General features: G+C 31.1%; 16 protein-coding genes. 8 read left to right on the top strand and 8 right to left on the bottom strand.

Annotation, left to right across the window (positions count from 1 at the left end):
- Positions 1-6: 6 nt before the first annotated feature.
- Positions 7-765 carry a hypothetical protein gene (locus tag B2217_RS14965; RefSeq protein ID WP_180904572.1) on the bottom strand — a complete coding sequence of 253 codons (759 nt, stop codon included), beginning with the start codon at positions 763-765 and terminating at the stop codon, positions 7-9.
- A gap of 188 nt (positions 766-953) precedes the next feature.
- Here B2217_RS14965 and B2217_RS14970 point away from each other — a divergent pair, with 188 nt between their 5' ends.
- Together B2217_RS14970 and fsa are read left to right on the top strand one after the other, a co-directional pair.
- Positions 954-1706: an SDR family NAD(P)-dependent oxidoreductase gene (locus tag B2217_RS14970; protein ID WP_125349843.1), complete on the top strand. Its 753-nt coding sequence runs from the start codon at positions 954-956 to the stop codon at positions 1704-1706.
- 83 nt (positions 1707-1789) lie between these two features.
- The gene (gene fsa, locus B2217_RS14975; RefSeq protein WP_125349844.1) at positions 1790-2446 is read left to right on the top strand and encodes a fructose-6-phosphate aldolase; all 657 of its coding nucleotides are present in this window, start codon (positions 1790-1792) and stop codon (positions 2444-2446) included.
- Positions 2447-2833: 387 nt separating this feature from the next.
- Here fsa and B2217_RS14980 read toward each other — a convergent pair whose 3' ends face one another.
- From B2217_RS14980 to gldJ, 4 genes are all read right to left on the bottom strand, one after another.
- Positions 2834-3937 carry an endonuclease gene (locus B2217_RS14980; protein WP_180904571.1) on the bottom strand — a complete coding sequence of 368 codons (1104 nt, stop codon included), beginning with the start codon at positions 3935-3937 and terminating at the stop codon, positions 2834-2836.
- A gap of 267 nt (positions 3938-4204) precedes the next feature.
- Positions 4205-4639 (bottom strand): hypothetical protein, encoded by a 435-nt coding sequence (locus B2217_RS14985; protein ID WP_180904570.1) that lies wholly within the window; start codon positions 4637-4639, stop codon positions 4205-4207.
- 111 nt (positions 4640-4750) lie between these two features.
- Entirely contained in the window at positions 4751-6031 is a 1281-nt protein-coding gene (locus B2217_RS14990) for a UDP-N-acetylmuramoyl-tripeptide--D-alanyl-D-alanine ligase (RefSeq protein WP_180904569.1), read from the bottom strand.
- A gap of 65 nt (positions 6032-6096) precedes the next feature.
- Positions 6097-7725, bottom strand: a complete 1629-nt coding sequence (gldJ, locus tag B2217_RS14995; RefSeq protein ID WP_180906837.1) for a gliding motility lipoprotein GldJ — start codon at positions 7723-7725, stop codon at positions 6097-6099.
- A gap of 164 nt (positions 7726-7889) precedes the next feature.
- On the opposite strand from gldJ, the gene porU reads away from it, so the two are divergent.
- From porU to B2217_RS15015, 4 genes are all read left to right on the top strand, one after another.
- Positions 7890-11774, top strand: coding sequence for a type IX secretion system sortase PorU (porU, locus tag B2217_RS15000; protein ID WP_280046229.1), 3885 nt, complete (start codon positions 7890-7892; stop codon positions 11772-11774).
- Between the two features lie 37 nt (positions 11775-11811).
- Positions 11812-13017, top strand: a complete 1206-nt coding sequence (porV, locus tag B2217_RS15005; RefSeq protein ID WP_038331444.1) for a type IX secretion system outer membrane channel protein PorV — start codon at positions 11812-11814, stop codon at positions 13015-13017.
- Positions 13018-13143: 126 nt separating this feature from the next.
- The gene (locus tag B2217_RS15010; protein WP_280046230.1) at positions 13144-14049 is read left to right on the top strand and encodes a pirin family protein; all 906 of its coding nucleotides are present in this window, start codon (positions 13144-13146) and stop codon (positions 14047-14049) included.
- 7 nt (positions 14050-14056) lie between these two features.
- Positions 14057-14458 carry an OsmC family protein gene (locus tag B2217_RS15015; protein WP_219034984.1) on the top strand — a complete coding sequence of 134 codons (402 nt, stop codon included), beginning with the start codon at positions 14057-14059 and terminating at the stop codon, positions 14456-14458.
- Positions 14459-14508: 50 nt separating this feature from the next.
- Here B2217_RS15015 and B2217_RS15020 read toward each other — a convergent pair whose 3' ends face one another.
- From B2217_RS15020 to B2217_RS15030, 3 genes are all read right to left on the bottom strand, one after another.
- On the bottom strand, positions 14509-15414 hold the full coding sequence (locus B2217_RS15020; RefSeq protein ID WP_280046231.1) for a polysaccharide deacetylase family protein: 906 nt from the start codon (positions 15412-15414) through the stop codon (positions 14509-14511).
- Positions 15415-15493: 79 nt separating this feature from the next.
- Positions 15494-16309, bottom strand: a complete 816-nt coding sequence (locus tag B2217_RS15025; RefSeq protein ID WP_280046232.1) for an HAD family hydrolase — start codon at positions 16307-16309, stop codon at positions 15494-15496.
- Positions 16310-16360: 51 nt separating this feature from the next.
- Positions 16361-17167: a TerC family protein gene (locus B2217_RS15030; RefSeq protein WP_038331456.1), complete on the bottom strand. Its 807-nt coding sequence runs from the start codon at positions 17165-17167 to the stop codon at positions 16361-16363.
- 209 nt (positions 17168-17376) lie between these two features.
- On the opposite strand from B2217_RS15030, the gene B2217_RS15035 reads away from it, so the two are divergent.
- Together B2217_RS15035 and B2217_RS15040 are read left to right on the top strand one after the other, a co-directional pair.
- Positions 17377-18252 (top strand): DMT family transporter, encoded by an 876-nt coding sequence (locus B2217_RS15035; protein ID WP_180904563.1) that lies wholly within the window; start codon positions 17377-17379, stop codon positions 18250-18252.
- Between the two features lie 84 nt (positions 18253-18336).
- A complete protein-coding gene (locus B2217_RS15040) occupies positions 18337-19350 on the top strand; it encodes a beta-ketoacyl-ACP synthase III (RefSeq protein ID WP_038331461.1) in 1014 nt (337 codons plus the stop codon).
- Positions 19351-19448 lie beyond the last annotated feature (98 nt).

Genomic DNA, 19448 nt, shown 5'->3' on the forward strand with positions numbered 1-19448 from the left:
ATAAGATTATTTAGCCGATAATTTAACTTCTTTCCAAGTATTATTTTCAGAAACCTCGTACGAAATTGTATTTCCACTAATGTAACCTACCGAAAAATAATTTGAATTTCCTTTGGTAACAATTACTCTATAAATTCCATTTTTTAGAGTTGGTTCAAATTTCGCAACAACCTGATTTCCGTTTTCGGACATCAACATAAAACCACCATTTTGCAGTTCAATTTTTTGATACGTAATTGTTCCATCTGTCAACAAATTAGTAGCTGTTACCTTAGTTCCTTTTGGCTCTGGTATATATGCAGTTGTTGTTTCTGTTTGGGCTTTTTCTAATTTTACCATCGGAACAGAAGCTTTCGCATTTTGAGATTTTAAAGGATTTAAAGCTAGTTTTATAGCTTCTTGGTAACCTTTGTCATATTCTTTAATCTTAGAAGTTCCTTCAAATTTTTGAATACTTTTATTAGAACAATCTGTAAAACTTACCTCTAATTTATTATTCAGAAAACTTTTAACTTTTAAAATATCAGCATTCAATGCTAAACAAGGGTTTTGCACAACTTCTAGCGGCCAAGAAGATTTATCAGAAGGTAAAACTTCATATTTTTTCTGCGTTAATATATATCTTAATCGATTATTTAATTGATATTCATCTTTATCAAAACTAGAAAATTTTTCAGGAATATTGATGTACTTATAATCACTTGTTTCTTGTGCATTTATAGTAGAAAAACTACATAAAAGTATAGCAGCTATTAAATTTTTCATTTAAAAAGTTATTTGTATCAAATATAAAAAAATAGAATTGTTTTATCCTAAATATATTTGTTATGCTGAATTTTTCATTTCAAAATAGTTAATAAAATTGAATCATTTCAAATAATATTATTTGAAAGAAATGATTTATAGATCTGATTATAAATGATTAACTTTATTTAAATTAAAATCATAAAATTATGTCAAGTTTAAAAGATAAAGTTGCGATTGTAACTGGAGCTAGCTCTGGAATTGGGAAAGCTGTTGCTGAATTATATGCCAAAGAGGGTGCGAAAGTTGTGGTTTCAGATATTAATGAAGAAGGTGGAAATGAAGTAGTAGAAATTATCAAAAAAAATGGAGGAGAAGCGATATTTTTCAAAGCTGATACTTCTTCGCCAGAAGATAATGAAGCATTAGTAAATAAAACGCTTGAAGTTTATGGAAAACTTGATATAGCTTGTAACAATGCTGGAATTGGAGGTCCTGCTGAGCTGACTGAAAATTATCCACTAGATGGTTGGAAAAAAGTAATAGATATCAATTTTAATGGTGTTTTTTACGGATGTAAATATCAATTACAAGCAATGGAAAAGAATGGAGGAGGTTCTATTGTTAATATGGCTTCTATTCATGGTACTGTCGCTGCGCCAATGAGTTCGGCTTATACTTCTGCAAAGCATGGAGTTGTAGGTTTGACGAAAAACATTGGAGCGGAATACGGACCAAAAAATATTCGTTGTAATGCAGTTGGACCAGGTTATATTATGACGCCTTTGTTGTCGAATAATTTGAGTGCAGATCATTTAGAATTGCTTGTTACAAAACATCCAATGGGTCGTTTGGGACAGCCAGAAGAAGTTGCGGAGTTGGTTTTATTCTTAAGTTCGGACAAAGCATCCTTTATGACAGGCGGTTATTACCTTGTTGATGGAGGATATACAGCGGTTTAAAATATTTTTGATCGAATCTTTAAGATTAAATGGTTTTCTATAATTTAATCCTTAATTTTGCCTGAACGAAATACAAACAAACAATGAAATTTTTTATCGATACAGCTAACTTAGCTGACATTAAAGAAGCCCAAGATTTAGGAGTTTTAGATGGTGTAACAACAAATCCATCTTTAATGGCAAAAGAAGGAATTACAGGTCAAGAAAATATTTTGAATCACTACAAAGCAATTTGCGAATTAGTTGACGGAGATGTTTCTGCTGAGGTAATTTCTACTGATTTCGAAGGAATGGTAAAAGAAGGTGAAGCTTTAGCAGCTTTAAATCCTCAAATCGTAGTTAAAATTCCTATGACGAAAGATGGTGTAAAAGCGTGTAAATACTTTTCTACAAAAGGAATCAGAACTAATGTTACTTTAGTTTTCTCTGTAGGACAAGCATTATTAGCTGCAAAAGCTGGTGCAACTTACGTTTCTCCATTCATCGGACGTTTAGACGATATTTCGACAGATGGTTTAAACTTAATCGAAGAAATTCGTTTGGTTTATGATAACTATTTGTACGAAACTCAAATTTTAGCTGCTTCAGTTCGTAATACAATGCATATTGTAAATTGTGCAAAAATTGGTGCTGATGTTATGACAGGACCTTTATCATCAATCTTAGGATTGTTAAAACACCCTTTAACAGATTCTGGATTAGCACAATTCTTAGCTGATTACGCAAAGGGAAACCAATAAATTGAAATAGAATTTTCTATATATGAGTCGCTTAATTTTAAGCGACTTTTTTTATGAATTTATATTAATGAAAAGCTTTTAATTATCAAGTTGATAAAAATAGTGTTAATAAATAAAAAAAGATGTTTTGTTATGAATAATATAAAATTATTAATCGTAAATTGATAAAAGTATTAGAAACTAAAATATTTCTTATTAGTATGTTAAAAACATTTATTTTATTATCAGTCACGCTTGGTATCCCTTTTTTATTAATCATGTTTCTATATGGAAGCACATTTTTTAAGAAAAATATCAATAATGACTAATAATTTTTTCCATTTACTAAAATAAAAAATCCTTCACTTGTATGAGCGAAGGATTTTTTTATGATGGATTGATAAATGATTATTTTATTACAACTCTTTTGTTGATTTCCATTTGTTTTCCAACAACTTTGATGATATAAACACCTGGAGTTTTGAAATTAACTTCAACTTCTTTTTGATTAGATGAATTTGAAACTTCATTAACTAATTGTCCATTGAAATTAAAAACAGAAACTTTCTGAATTGATTTCGAATTATTTTCAAGTTTAACTTTAATCGAACGATTTGTTGCATTGTAAACTGAAACATCATCACGTTTTTGATATTCGAAATCTCCAGTTCCTAAATCCGAACCCCAAATTTTTTCTGCATATTCTGGATGATCGATAAATGGATTTCTATTTCCTTGGTATCTGTATACTAAATTATTAATGTCTTTTTCTCGATCAGAAACAGGATCATTTAAATGCCAAGTCATTAATATTTTCAAGAAAGTATCTGTAAAAACTTTATCTTTTGTTTTATTAAACATAGCATAGGTCCAACTTTGAATACCATTTTCTTGATAGCGTGTAGCAAAATAAAAATAAGCACGAGCGATATCACCTTTAAATTCATCAATAGGTTCGAATACAATCCCAGAATAGCCGGCAGAATAACCAGAATTTAAATTACTTCCTAATTTAGACCCATTTAGTGATGTGTATGTTGCATTCCCAACAACACCATGAGGATAGTTACTTCTCATGCCGTTTACTTTACCATCTGTTGGCCATATATGCAAAGGGTCTGAAACCATAGGCGAACTTTCACTAAAAACACTTTGAGGGATTAAGTGTTCTCTATTGTAACAATCTCCTTCATTCTTGTAATTTCCACATTCTTTTTGACCAGGAGTAAAATTATATGGATCTTTAGCAGTAGCAATTTCAGAATAGATGTCTAAAATGGTATTATCTTTTTCATAATATTTATCTTGAAATCCATTATCAGAATCCGTTTGTCTGTATAACCCTTTTAAAGCATCATAACTTTTTGTTGTATGACCTTTTATTATATTATAGAGTTGAGTTTTTAATACAAATCCACTACCGGTTGCATTGTTGTAATAATTAGCAGGCGCTTGAGCAAAAAGGTTAGAACCTACTAAAAAAATACTAAGATGTAAAATTATTTTTTTCATACAGTATGAATTTAAAAAGAGAATTAAGATACGAAAAATATCTTAATTCTCTCATTTATTATTTAATAATTATTTTTTAAATATATAAACGTTTTTCAAAATTTTTAAATTGAAATTATTTAAATTTAGTTGCTCAACAAGTGGAAGCCTTGTATTATATAACAAAATTGTGGAAATCTGTTTCATATATTTTATCTTGAAAAGGTTACAAATGTATATATAAAAAAGACATCTAAAATTAATAAATAGTTAAGTTTAGAGCCTCTTTTACTTATTGTAATTTTGATAAATCACCAATGAATCTTGAATTTGTTTATTTAATAATTTATATAAATCAGGTTGATTTAAAGAGACTCCAGCTATCGATTTCAATTTTTTCTGAAAATTCTTAGAACCTGACAAAAATTTTGCTCGATAAGAATCTTTTTCCATGACTTTTTTGGCTTGTAAATCTTTAAAATCTTTTCTAATTTTTCGTGCATATAATTCAGACAAGTCAAATTGCAACTGCATTTCTTTTAAAATTTCTGCATGTTGCATAGATAGCCACGAATTACTTTCATCAAATTTATTGGTAACCCAAAGTTCAGGAAGTTCTCCAGTAGATTCTGCAATTTTCCAACCTAATTTTGAATCTAAAAATCCTTGAGGAACCTTTGTTTGAATAGGTTTCTTTTTAAAGTTTTCGTAATTAAGTTTCATATCTTTTTTCCATTCAATTACAGATTGAGCCTGAAGAGAATGAGAAGTGAAAAGAGTAATTATAATAAAAAAAAATATTGATTTATTCATCAGATAATCAAGGTATTGATTTTAAATATTTTCTAACAAATCAAGCCTCATGCCATGAGAACCTTTTATCAAAATATTTTGAGTTTTGATTGGATTTTCTTTTAAACATTCTTCAAATGCAACGCGATTTTCAAATTTTTGTACTTTCGGATTATTCGTAATTGTTTCACCAAAATTATGTCCTAAAATAAAAATTTGATCAAAATCTAAACTTTCAGCTAAATCTAAAATACGTTGATGCTCAGCTTTTGATTCTTCTCCAAGCTCAAACATGTCACCAATAATAATTGTTTTAGAACCTTCAAATTTTGCAAAATTATTTAACGAAGCTTCCATACTACTTGGGTTTGCGTTGTAGGCATCCATCACAATTTTGTAATTTTCTTTATTGATAATTTGTGAACGATTATTTGATGGAAAATAATTTTCGATTCCGTTTTGAATAGATTTTGCGTCAATCCCGAAATGTTCTCCAATTGCAATTGCACACGAAATATTGCTAAAATTATAGTTTCCTGTTAAATGTGATTGAATTTTTAAATCTTGGTATTTAACCGCCAAATATTCAGTTTCATTTTCTATCAATTCGATTTGAACATTAGCATTATGTTGATCAGAAAATGTAATTCGGTTAATATCTTCAGTTTTTTCAACTTGAATAGGATCATTAAAATTGACAAAAGCAGTTCTGTTATTTGCTCTCAAAAAATCATATAACTCAGATTTTCCTTTAATCACACCTTCAATTCCTCCGAAACCTTCTAAATGAGCTTTACCAAAATTGGTGATATACCCATAATCTGGTTGAGAAATAGAAGCTAATAACTCGATTTCTTTTTGATGATTCGCACCCATTTCGATCACAGCCATTTCTGTATCTTCTGAAATAGAAAGTATAGTTAAAGGAACTCCGATGTGATTATTCAGATTTCCGAATGTATAATGCGTTTTGAATTTCTCTTTTAAAACAGCTGAAATCAATTCTTTTGTCGTTGTTTTACCATTAGAACCAGTCAATCCAATAAATGGTATTTTAAGGTAATTACGATAAGTTCTCGCTAAATCTTGTAGAGTTTCTAAAGCATCATTAACCAAAAAAATATTTTGAGATGTATTTTCAAATTCTTTTTCGTCAACAATTGCCATTGCAGCTCCTTGATTGATCGCTTCTTGAGCGAAAGTATTTCCATTAAAATTAGCTCCTTTTAAAGCAAAAAAGATACAATTTTGTGAGATGTTGCGTGTATCAGTCGTAACGATTTTCGATTTAAGAAATTGATCGAATATTTCTGCTGTTTTCATAATGTAAAAATAAAAAATCTCGATGAAATTAATCACCGAGATTTAAAATATTTTGAAAAGGATTATTATCCTCTACGTTTACGTTTTGATTCGAAACTACCAGAGTATTCTTGTGCTACACGGAAACCAATCCAGTTTGTTGCACTTGCTTGGTGTAAGTAACGTCTTTGACCAGCATCAATCCAATATATAGGATCTTTCCAAGAACCACCTTTTACTACACGTGTTTCATCAGAGATGTCAGAAGTACGATTTGTAGTGTCTTTCTCTAAGATTACACGACCTTTTTCATCCACTCTAAATTTACGTTGAGGAGCGTTGTACATATCTTCTGTCGCTTGATCAGCAGATTTACCTTCCTCAGTACGTGGTGATAAAGAAGAATTAGGGTCACCATCACGATAATTTGTTAAATCGTATTCTGTTTGTTTTTTGTAAGCACCTGGTAATCCTCTATAAACTAAACGTCCGTTGTCTAATGTATCATATTCAACATTTGTTTCGTCATATTTTTCAAAACCACCTGCTCCGTTGTCAATTTTTGTTTTTAAAATATTTCCACGGTAGTAGTTGAAATCGTTTGCCTCTTCATCAATAATAGGACGATAAACATCAGAAACCCATTCAGCAACGTTTCCTAACATTCCGTAAAGACCAAAATCATTTGATGGATATTTACGAACATCACTTGTAATTGCAGAACCATCGTTACCAAATCCACCAATTCCAGAGTAATCTCCACGTCCTTGTTTGAAGTTATCTAAATATTGACCTCTTTGAGCACCTTTCGTTACTCTCAAGTTATTTTGAGCAACATCTTTTCCTTTGTATTCGTTGTATTCACGATTTCCAGGTAAAGCCAATGCTGCATATTCCCACTCAGCTTCTGTAGGTAAACGGAATGGTTGTACTTCATCTGAACCAGTTGCACGATTTGCTTTTAAGATACGTGTATTTTGCGTTTTGATTTGATTCGCTCTCATAATTTTAGTCGAATCAATCGCTTCGTTTACATTTGTATCGCCTAACTTATATTGTTCAGCACTAAATGTTTTATTTCCGTAATTATATTCCTCGTTATTATAATAATCTTTTGATAAGATTCCTTTGTTCATTAAAGATTTTTCAACAGCACGGTCTGTTAACCAATCACAATAGTTAACGGCTTGTAACCAAGAAATACCAACTACTGGATAATAGCTGAATTCTGGCGAAAATAAATAATTTTCTGTAGAGAAATCATCACGAGATAATTGATTGTTAAAAACCGTTTCATCTGGTAATGCTCCATTATAAATATCCTTGTATTGCGTGTCTTCTGGAGGGAAAACAACTTTCAACCAAGTTAAGTATTCTTTGTATTCGTAGTTTGTAACCTCAGTTTCACCAATGAAGAAAGATTTTACTTGCATACGAACAGGAGAATTATTCCAATCGTGTAACACGTCATCTTTCGTAATTCCCATCGTAAAAGATCCACCTTCGATGAAAACCATTCCAGGCCATGCTTTGATGTTTTCTTTCTTTTTACCTGAAAAAAACCAACCTTTACTATCGTTTGGTTTCCATCCTGTACGACTTGTGAAATTTTTTGTTCCACCTCCTTTTTTCTTTCCTGAACTGCTTGCACAACCCATGAATACACTCATAGTAACAGCTGCAAGGGCAAGAGAAAAAATACGTCCTTTATTCATTTTCATAGAATATTTCTGGTTTTCGAAAATTAAATTTAATGCAAATAAAAGCATTTGACATTAATCTTACAACGAAAAAATGCTTTATTTCTTGTATCAAACGTAAGAATTATTTTTTTATTTTACGATTGAAAATATATTTGTCAAAATAGCGTTATTCAGACATGAAGAAATATTTTATTTTAGTTGCAACTTTGCTTCAATTTCCTCAATTATTTAGTCAAAATTACAAAATAAATTGGGAGAATAATCAAACAATTTCTTTAACGAATGGAAATACGGTAAACGTGCCGTTTTTTTCGAATAAAGATAATTATTTTGTTGGAGGATATTTTCTTCCGGAATTTGTTGTTGAGTTAAATTTTACAAATCAAGAAGTTGAATTGTCAAATGTACAATTTAGAGAAGTACAGAATGAATTGGCTGATTTGAATACGTCTTCGATTACAGATAAAATTAATTTTTCTTCATATAATATTATTGATAAAAATGGTCAGCAAAAACTAATTGTTAAAGTTGTACCATTTGTCAAACAAAATGATAAGATTTTAAAAATAGAATCTTTCTCAATCGTTCCAAAAACAACTCAATCTAGACGAAATCTTAATCAACGATTAGTTGATAATTCAACTACAAGTGTCCTAAAATCGGGTGATTGGTACAAAATAAAAGTTTCTAAAGATGGAGTTTTCAAATTAGATAAAAGTTTCTTTACTAAAAACGGAATTCCGACCAATTTTAATCCAAAATCGCTAAAAATCTATGGAAATGGAGAAGGGCGTTTGATGGAGAATTTAACGGAAGATAGAATTGGTGCTCTTAATGAAATTCCAATAAAATTTGTTGGAGGTGAAGACAATTCCTTTGATAATTCGGATTACGTTTTGTTTTATGCAAAAGGTCCGCATCAGTGGTATAGAAATAATACGACAACGTTGAAAGATGCAAAAGTTCGCTATAATTTATATGATGATTTTGCTTACTATTTTATCAGTTTTAATGGTGAAGATGGTAAAAGAGTAGGAGAACAAGCGATTACGACTAGTCCTGTAAAAACTTTTTCTACTTTTGATAATTTACAATTTCATGAAAAAGATTCGATTAACTTAAATGGTCTTGGACAAATTTGGGTTGGAGAAAATATTGGCTTGAAAGATGGTTTTAAGAAAACATTCAAAGCGAATGCTGTAAATGGTGGAGAAGCCTATTTGCGTTATGCGGTGGTTGGAAAAAATGCAAATACTATATCTTATAGTCTTAATGTAAATGGACAAACTTTTACTTATCCTTTAGGAGACTCATTATTTGATAGAAGTGTTCAAGATGAAACAATTTCATTAAGTTCTAATACAATTGATATTGCGGTTTCTTCTAACGGAACCAATCCTTCTGGATTAGTATATTTAGATTATTTACAATTGCGTTTCAAAGATGGTTTAACCTATAACAATGAGCAATTTACTTTTCAGTTTTTAGAAGATATTAATGATGGAAGTGTGAATGCTTTTTCATTGAATAATGCTGCAAATGTTTCTGTTTGGAATGTTTCTGATATTCATTCAATTTCTTCAATTGTTCCGCAAAGTAATTTGTATAAATTTAGTACAAATCATCAGAATCAGTTTGTCGCTTTTAAGGATGAAAATGCTTTTACAGATGCAAAATATGTAGGGAAAGTTACAAATCAAGATATTCGTAGTTTAACTGATATAAATTATATAATTGTCACGCATCCAAAATATTTAGCAGATGCTCAACGATTAGCAGATTTCAGAAAAAATCATGATAAGATAAATGTTGCAGTTGTTACAACGGAACAAGTTTACAACGATTTTTCTTCTGGAAGTCAAGATCCTATTGCGATTCGTGATTTTTTTAAATTCTTAAAAGATGGATCAAGTCCAAATTTAGAATATGGCGTTTTGTTTGGAGCAACAACCTATGATCCGAAAAATAGAGTAAAAGATTTTACAAATTATCTTCCAACTTTTACTGACGAACCTTCTCTTAATATTGATGGTGCGATTGCAACGGATGATTATTTTGCAATGTTAAATGATAATGTGAAAATGTTGAACAATAATGTAGATAATTCAAATAATCAGGATAAGACTTATTTATATGATGCACGTTGGTTAGAAATAGCTGTAGGACGAATTTCTGCTTCTAATTCAACAGAAGCAAAGGTTTTAGTGGACAAAATAATTTCGTATTATGATAAAATTCAAGGAAAAGGGACTTCATATGGAGATTGGCGAACAAAAGTGGCATTTGTGAGTGGTACAGATATTCCCAATAATACTGTAGATAATCCTTTTTTAGATAAAATAGTCGATAAAAAATTTGAAAGTACAGAAAATCAAAATTATATTGTCAATAAAATTTATACTTCAGCACATCAATCCGAAAGTACATCCGCAGGATTACGTTATCCAAGTGTTAATCAAGCTATTATCAATGCGATTGAATTAGGGTCAAATTTTGTTATGTATTACGGTCATGGTGGGCCACGTAGTTGGTCGCAAGAACGTATCATTACAGCGGAAGAATTAACTAACTTATCCAATTTTAATGCAGCCTATTCCCGTTTACCTATCGTTACAACCGTTACATGTGATTTTACAATATGGGATTTACCACAATATAATTCTGCCGGTGAAGCTATGTTAAAAAACCCAAATGGTGGAGCATTAGCAATGATTACAACCAATCGACCAATTAATTCAGGATATGGAAAATATATGAATGATTATATACTTGATGAATTTTTCAAGAAAAAAGATTTAAAAAATCAATCCATCGGTTATGCACTAAATGAATCAAAAAAGAATTATTCACCAAAAGATATTAATAATAAAAGAGTGAGTATCATGGGTGACCCTATGATCTCAATACATTATCCTCAACAACCTATTAGCATTTCAAGTATCAAAAATAAGAAAGATGTTGATATACTAAATGGAGGAACTATGCAATCCTTAGATTTTATTACAATAGTAGGTCAAATTAATGAATCTAATTCTTCAACCATAAAAGACAAAAGTTTTAATGGTAAAATTTCGGTTAGTTTATTCGAGAAAAAGCAAACTAATAAATATTTAGTAGGATGGTCAGATACTTTTGAGACCGAAAATAAAACAATTTATAAAGGGACAGGAAAAGTAGAAAATGGTGAATTTACGATTCAATTTTATGTCCCGAAAGATATCAATTATGAATTAGGTAATCGTAAAATAAAATTTTATGCGTGGGATGAAAAAGATGGTAAAGATGCTTCTGGGGTAGAGTCAGTTAAATTAGAAGGAATTAATGAAGAAGGATTAAATGATGATGAGCGTCCGCAAGGAAAATTATATATGAATAATCTTCATTTTGCGAATGGAGGAATTACAGATCGTTCGCCTTATTTGGTTGGTTGTTTAACAGATAATTCAGGTATTAATGCAACAGGATCAAGTATTGGGCACGATATTGTGGCAACGCTTGATGGAAAAGTACAAGATGCTTATGTGTTGAATGAATATTATGATGGAGGTGATGCAAATCCTTGTGTCAATAAGAATTTCGAAGATTACCAGAAAGGACAAGTAATGTATCAATTAAAAAATCTTGAACTTGGTCAACATACTGTGAATTTAAAATTTTGGGATATCAACAATAATTCGAATACTGCAACGTTAGACTTTGTAGTAATGGAAAATGGGACAGGACAATTGCATATTGATAAATTGCTAAATTGGCCAAATCCATTTACTAAGAATACATTTTTCCATTTTGAGCATAATTGTGATTCTGAGTTAGATGTAATGGTTCAGATATTTACAATTTCAGGAAAATTAGTCAAAACAATCCGAAAAACTGTTTCGGCAGAACCTTTTAGAGAAGGATATCGAACAGGTAAATATGCGATAGAATGGGATGGTTTGGACGATTTTGGCGATAAAATAGGAAAAGGTGTTTATATTTACAAGGTCAATGTGAAAGGTGTTGATGATACGGTTTGTAAAGGATCAGCCGCAGCAGTTGAAAAACTTGTCATATTAAAATAATAAACAAAAAGAAAAAATATAATCAATAATATAACGAATGAAAAAAATTACAGCAAGTTTATTGATTTTAGCATCAGGATTTACTTTTGCTCAAGATACAGGAGGAAATGATACTGGGAACGATTATACAAAATCTAATCCAATTTTAACTGGAGCTCCATTTTTAAGAATTTCTCCAGATGCACGTGCAGGTGGTTTAGGAGATCAAGGTGTGGCAACATCGACAGATAATTATTCACAATACTGGAATGCTGCAAAATATGCCTTTGCACCAGATTATTCAGGAGTAGCATTTACTTATACGCCATATATGGGATCTTTGGTGAATGATGTTTTCTTATTAAATGCAACTTATTATACTTTCTTAGGACAAGATGAGCGTAGTACATTAGGAGCAAGTATCTATTATTTCAATATGGGAGAAATAGAACTTAATCAATTGCAAGGAACTGATATTGTTTCGATGGGAAAAGCAAAGCCAAATGAATTCTCAATCGATTTATCATATGGTTTACGTTTAACAGATAATTACTCGATGGCGGTAACTGGTCGTTTCATTCGTTCCGATTTATTCAATGGAGTAAGCGATGGTACAGTTCAGCCAGCAAATACATTTGCAGTTGATTTAGCAGGTTATTATCAATCAGAAACAATGGATACCAACAATTTTGAAGGAAAATTACGTGGAGGTTTCCAAATCTCTAATATTGGTCCAAAATTAGATTATTCAAACTCAGAAGATAATGCATCTTATTTACCTACAACATTACGTTTAGGTGTTGGATATGATTTCAAATTTGATGATTACAATAAAGTAGGAATTACAACAGAATTTTCTAAATTATTAGTTCCAACTCCAACATATGAGAAAGATGAAAATGGAAATCCAATTCCTGGTACAGGATATATTCCTAATAAAGGAGTAATGTCTGGAATTTTTAGTTCATTTGGAGATGCTCCTGGAGGAGGAAAAGAGGAGTTAAAAGAAATTATGTATTCTGTAGGTGCAGAGTATTCTTATAATGATGCTTTGTTTATTCGTGCTGGTTATTTCCACGAAAGCCCAATGAAAGGAGATCGTCAACATTTGACATTAGGTTTAGGACTAAAATACAATGCGTTTGCATTTAATGCATCTTACTTAATTCCAATGTCTGATACAAACAATGCTTTAGAAAACACATTACGTTTCGGTATTGCTTGGAATTTTGGTGGAGAAACACAAAATAATTACGATTACTAGAAATCGTTAAGATTAAGTTATAATTGGCTAACCTTTTGGTTAGCCTTTTTTTATTTATTAACTTAAATCAAGTTTTAAATTAATAGTTAAAACTAATTTTACATCAATTAAAAAACTAAACTAATTATGTCTAACGTTGGATTAATTTTAGAAGAAAAAGCTGCTGATATAGGAAATTTTTTGGTAGGTAGATTGTTACCATTTCGTCAAAAAAGACATGTCGGACCATTTGTATTTATCGATCATATGGGACCAACAAAAATGAAAGATTATCAAAATCTTGATGTTGGACCGCACCCACATATTGGTTTATCAACTTTGACTTATTTATTTGAAGGTGCGATTATGCATCGCGATAGTTTGGGAACTGAATTAGAAATTCAGCCAGGAGCTGTGAATTGGATGACTGCAGGTAGGGGTGTTGTGCATTCTGAGCGAACTCCCGAATATTTACGTACAACTGAAAAAACATTACATGGTTTACAAATTTGGGTGGCTTTGCCAAAAGAATTAGAAAATATGGAGCCAAGTTTTGTTCACGTTGAAGCAGATAAATTACCAAATTGGTCAGACGAAAATGCAGATTATAAATTGATTGCTGGTAAGTTTGGTGAACATACTTCTGGCGTACCTGTTTATTCTCCTTTATATTTTATTGAGATTAAAGCTAAAAATGATTTCAAAGTTTCATTAGGAAAAGATTTGTATGGAGAATCTGCTTTGTATGTATTAGAAGGTTCTATCAAAGATGGAGGAGAGACTTACGGCACAAAACAATTATTAGTAGCGAAAGAAGCTACGTTATGTGAATTCGAAATTGCGGCTGGTTCTACCGTTTATATTTTTGGAGGTGAAGAATTACCAGAAGAACATTTTATCTTTTGGAATTTTGTAAGTTCTTCAAGAGAAACGATTGAAACGGCGAAGGAAAATTGGATTAATCATCGTTTTCCTAAAGTTCCTGGTGATGACGATTATGTTCCAATTCCGCTAGCGCAACAAAAATCTAAAGTAAAAGAAAACGAAAAATAAATTGATAATGAGTGATATTAATGTAACGTCAACTTCGACGGATAAAAACTATATTTCGAATATTAAAACAGGAAAACATGAGTTTAATGTAGATGAACCTTTAGATAAAGGAGGTTTAGATACAGCTCCAAAACCAAGCGAATTATTGGGAGCTGCGTTAGCTTCTTGTACTTCGATTACTTTGCAAATGTATATGAATCACAAAGAATTTACTTACAAAAAAGTTGAGGTCGATATCAATTTTGATATGATTACAACTGAGCCAATTACTTTTCAACGTCATGTTATCATAGAAGGCGATTTCGATGAAAAGCAACGAACAAGATTATTGAAAGTTGCAAATTCTTGTCCTGTACACAAAGTGCTAGAAAAAGGTCACGAGATAGAAACAACGATAGAGTTTATTTAATAAAAAAATCCACTTCATTTGAAGTGGATTTTTTTATCTTAATATTTTATCTAGCTAATCCTGGTTGGATATCCCGAAATTCCTTCGATTACAATTTTCGGATTACGTTTCAATAAAACAATTAATTGTCTTAATTTTTCTGCATTATAATCTTCATTAAACATATCATCGTGCATTAAAATTACCAAATGGTTTTTTTCGAATGTTTTATTTTGATCCAAACGATGTACAATTCCTTCGTAAATTTTTTCAGGCGAAGAAAGTTGATGATTTGCAGATTTTTTTCCACTTCTTTCCCATTCATAATCCCAACCGTAAATATAATATTGATTTTTAGCCAATAAGTCAGCTGCAGGAATTGCATTTTTTACTGGATCGTCTTTTTTACGTTTGTTCAAACGCCATGTGTTACGCGCAGGCAAACGCACCCAACGAGAATGTATATCTAATACCACCTCATTTTTGCGAATATCTTCGTAAACATTTTCTGGAACACTGTAAAAAGCTTTGTATTTGTTGCGAGCATGCGAAAAAGTATGGTTAGCAATTTCTACATTTGGATTAGCTTTATAATCTTCTACATGTTGTTTCAAATCTTTTGTAAAAGCATTAAAACCAACTAAGAAAACCGTTCCTTTTACATTTTCTTCGGTTAATATTTTATTGATATTTTTGCTTCCTTTATAAGGACCATCATCAAAAGTTAGGTAAACATATTGTTTTGTCGAATCAATAGGATTTTGCTTTTCTTCTTTTGCAATAGTATCTAATTGCAAAGCTGATGAGTCAATTTTTACTGTATAAATAGAATCAACATCATTCTGCAAAATTTCTTTTGGCTCAGAAGAAGTTGTTGTTTGATTTTGAACTGGATTATTTTCGTTTTTACAAGAAAAAACAAAAAGTAAAGTTCCAATTGCTAGAAAGCTTTTTAGATGTTTGTTGATAGTGAACATTGATTGTTTAGGTTTTGTGCGAAATTAATAATTTAATCTGATTTGAAATGTTAAATGATTGATGTTATTTATCAGATTATTAAGTATTTACGGTTTTTAATTGTTGTAAATATTGCTTAATAACTTGAATTACACCATCTTCATCGTTAGAAGGTGCTTTAAAATTTGCAACTTCTTTTACATTTGGATGAGCATTTTCCATTGCAAAACTATATTTAGCCAAATTTAGCATCTCTAAATCATTCATAAAATCCCCAAAAACAATGATTTCTTCAGAAGAAATATCCAATTTATTCATCAAAGCTTGTAATGCAACTCCTTTGTTCGATTTTTTGTTCATTACATCTAACCAAACTTCGCCAGAAACTACAACTTTTAATCCATATTTTTCAAAATCAACTAATTTTGGAAATACATTAAATTCTGTTCCATCAGCATGATTTACTGCAATTTTAATGAATTGTTCGTTTTTGATTTTAGTTAAATCATCAACCCAAATATTTTTGTCGTAATAATTCTTAAAATATTCTAAAAAAGTCTCATCTTTCGATTCTACATAAGCGGCATTTTTACCAGCCAAAACAATATTTGCACCTTCTATTTTACGTACTTCTTCTACGATTTCTTTTACAACAGACCAATCCAATTCGTCAACAAAAATTTCTTCACCTTTATAGGTCACATAGGTTCCGTTTTCAGCAATAATTGCCAATTCATCTTTTATATTTTCAAAATAAGAAATGATACTATAATATTGACGACCACTTGCAGGCACAAATGTGATGTTGTTTTCTTTTAATTCTTCGTAAATTTTATTGAATTCTGGACTTAATGAATGATCAGAACGCAACAAAGTTCCGTCCATATCTGTCACGATTAATTTTATATTTTGCATTGATTTTTTCTTAAATAAAAAAAGGCCTCATAATTGAGACCTTAAAGTTAGTTATAAATTTTTGTTTTGTTCTTCTGCGTCGCCAACCATATTTCGGACAATTCCTGGATTCGAATGCTTTTTCTTCATTTTCAAATTCAAGAATTCGACTAAAACAGAGAATCCCATTGCAAAATAAATGTATCCTTTCGAAATGTGTTGATCAAATCCTTCTGCTAATAACGAAACACCGATTAATAATAAGAATGATAAAGCCAACATTTTAACCGTTGGATGATCGTTCACAAATTTAGAAACCGCACTTGCTGAAAGCATCATAACAGCAACCGCAATAATCACAGCCGCAATCATAACTTCGATATGTTCTGCCATACCAACTGCTGTAATCACAGAATCTAATGAGAAAACAATGTCTAAAATTAAGATTTGTACAATAGTTCCTGCAAAAGAATGTACTTTCACTTTTCCTTCAGTTTCTTCAACACCTTCTATTTTGTGGTGAATTTCTACAGTAGACTTATAAATCAAGAATAATCCTCCGATTAATAAAATCAAATCTCGACCAGAGATAGCTAATTTTTCTAACCATTCGGTTGAAGTAATGCCAATCCATTCGCCGATATTGAATAGAGGAGTGGTAAGACTCATCACCCAGCTTAACGAGAATAAAAGGATTACACGTGTAAACATGGCTAAAAATAAACCAAGCTGTTGTGCTTTCTTTTGCTGATGTGCAGGTAATTTTCCTGACAAAATAGAGATAAAAACAATATTATCAATCCCTAAAACGATTTCTAACATTGTTAATGTAAATAATGCAACTAATGCATCTGGTTGTAAAAAAATACTAAAATCCATCGATTAATTTTGAAGTTTCGAAAATACAACGAAGAATAAGAATTAAAGTTTGAGTAATAATTATTTGATGTTAATTTAACATTAAAACATATACAAAATTATTTACAGATTAAATCAATTAAATCAATTAAATCAATTAAATCAATTAAATCAATTAAATCGTTTTAGCAATATAGAATTAAACTCTACTTTTGCGAAAAAGGCTTAGAATGATTTCAAAAGTTCAACTTCGGTTGCAGTTTCTCGTACTTCTTTGGGGATTTACAGGAGTTTTCGGAAAATTAGTCACAATGAGTGCGTTGCCAATGGTTTGGTATCGTGTTCTTATTGGGGCAATTGCTGTTTTTATCTATATGAAATTCAGAAAAATGGATTTCAAAGTGACCAAAAACGAATTATTGAGATTACTTGCTATTGGTGGAATTGTAGGAATACATTGGTTTACATTTTATTTGTCAATCAAACTTTCTAATATTTCAATTGCGTTGAGTACGTTGTCGATGGGCGCGCTTTTTAGTGCGATTTTAGAACCTATTTTTTTTAAGCGAAGAATTAATCTGCTCGAAATAATTCTTGCCATAATTGTTTCTGCTTGTGTAGCTGTTATTTTTAATGCATCGCCAGAAGATTATAAATTAGGAATTATTATCGGTATTTTGTGTAGTTTTTTATCGGCATTATTTGCAGTTCTTAATTCGAGATTACCAAAATCAATCAAACCAACTAAAGTTACTTTATACGAAATGATTGGTGGAGTGATCGCACTTTCGGTGGTAATGATTCTTTTTCAGCCAGAAGCTATTTCTGAAGTTGTAAATATAAGTTGGTCAAACTTAGGGTGGTTGACGTTGCTTGGTGTTATTTTTACAGCTTTTGCACAAATAGAATCAGTTGATTTGCTGAAACATGTAAGTGCTTTTACGTTGATGTTGAACGTAAATTTAGAACCAGTTTATGGCATCATTTTGGCAAGTATTATTTTTGGAGATTCAGAACATATGAATCCTATATTTTACATTGCTACAGGGGTAATGGTACTTTCTATCATTATGAACGGAATATTAAAAACAAGATTTTCTAAATAATTTATTGTCAAAAAGACGCATTTGTTTTAAAGAATGCTTATCATTTAATATCTTTGCTTCAATTGAAAAGTAAACCATAATCACATGATACACTCTATTATTACAGGTGTTGGGCATTATGTTCCCGAAAGAGTTGTTACAAACTTTGATTTAGCTGAGGTGATGGACACCAATGACGAATGGATTCAGGAACGTACAGGGATTGTCGAAAGAAGACATATCGAGCCAGGTTCTAAGATTTCGTCTACAGATTTGGGTGTTATTGCGGCTAAAAATGCGTTAGAAGATGCAGGAATCACTGCTCAAGATATCGATTTTATCTTATTTGCGACTTTATCTCCCGATTACTATTTCCCTGGAAATGGTGTGTTGGTACAAAAGGAGTTAGGTTGTCGTACGATTGGGGCAATGGATATTCGTAATCAATGTTCTGGTTTTGTGTATGCGTTATCAACTGCTGATGCTTTTATTAAGGCTGGAGTTTACAAAAATATTTTGGTGATTGGAGCAGAAGTTCATTCATTCGGATTGGATATGTCGGATGAAGGTCGTGGTGTTTCAGTAATTTTTGGAGATGGAGCAGGAGCGGTAATTGTTTCGGCATCGGAAGAAGAAGGACGTGGAATTTTATCGACTAATTTACATTCTGAAGGGGAATTTGCCGAAGAATTAGCAGTTACTTTCCCAGGAACAAAAACAGGCTGGTCAGACGAATTATTGAAAGAAGGAAACACTTTAACTAAAAAAGAAATTTATCCATATATGAATGGAAACTATGTTTTCAAACATGCGGTAACTCGTTTTCCTGAATCAATTATCGAAGCTTTATCGGCTGCGAATAAAAAGCCTGAAGATTTAGATTTATTTATTCCACATCAAGCGAATTTGCGTATTTCTCAATTTGTACAAAAACAATTGGGATTACCAGATGAGAAAGTCTACAACAACATTATGCGTTACGGAAATACAACGGCAGCGTCTATTCCAATTGCATTGAGTGAAGCAAAACAAGAGGGTAAAATCAAAAAAGGAGACTTAGTAATGATGACTGCTTTTGGAGCTGGATTTACATGGGGATCTGTTTTGATGAACTGGTAAGTATAAGTTAGACTTTAGATCTACGAATTTAGAATATATGAAAAACCCTTCACTGAAAAGTGAAGGGTTTTTTGGTTATATTCATAAAGTTAGCAACA

It is taken from the genome of Empedobacter sp. UBA7620 (assembly GCF_002484185.1).
Lineage (GTDB): Bacteria > Bacteroidota > Bacteroidia > Flavobacteriales > Weeksellaceae > Empedobacter > Empedobacter falsenii_C.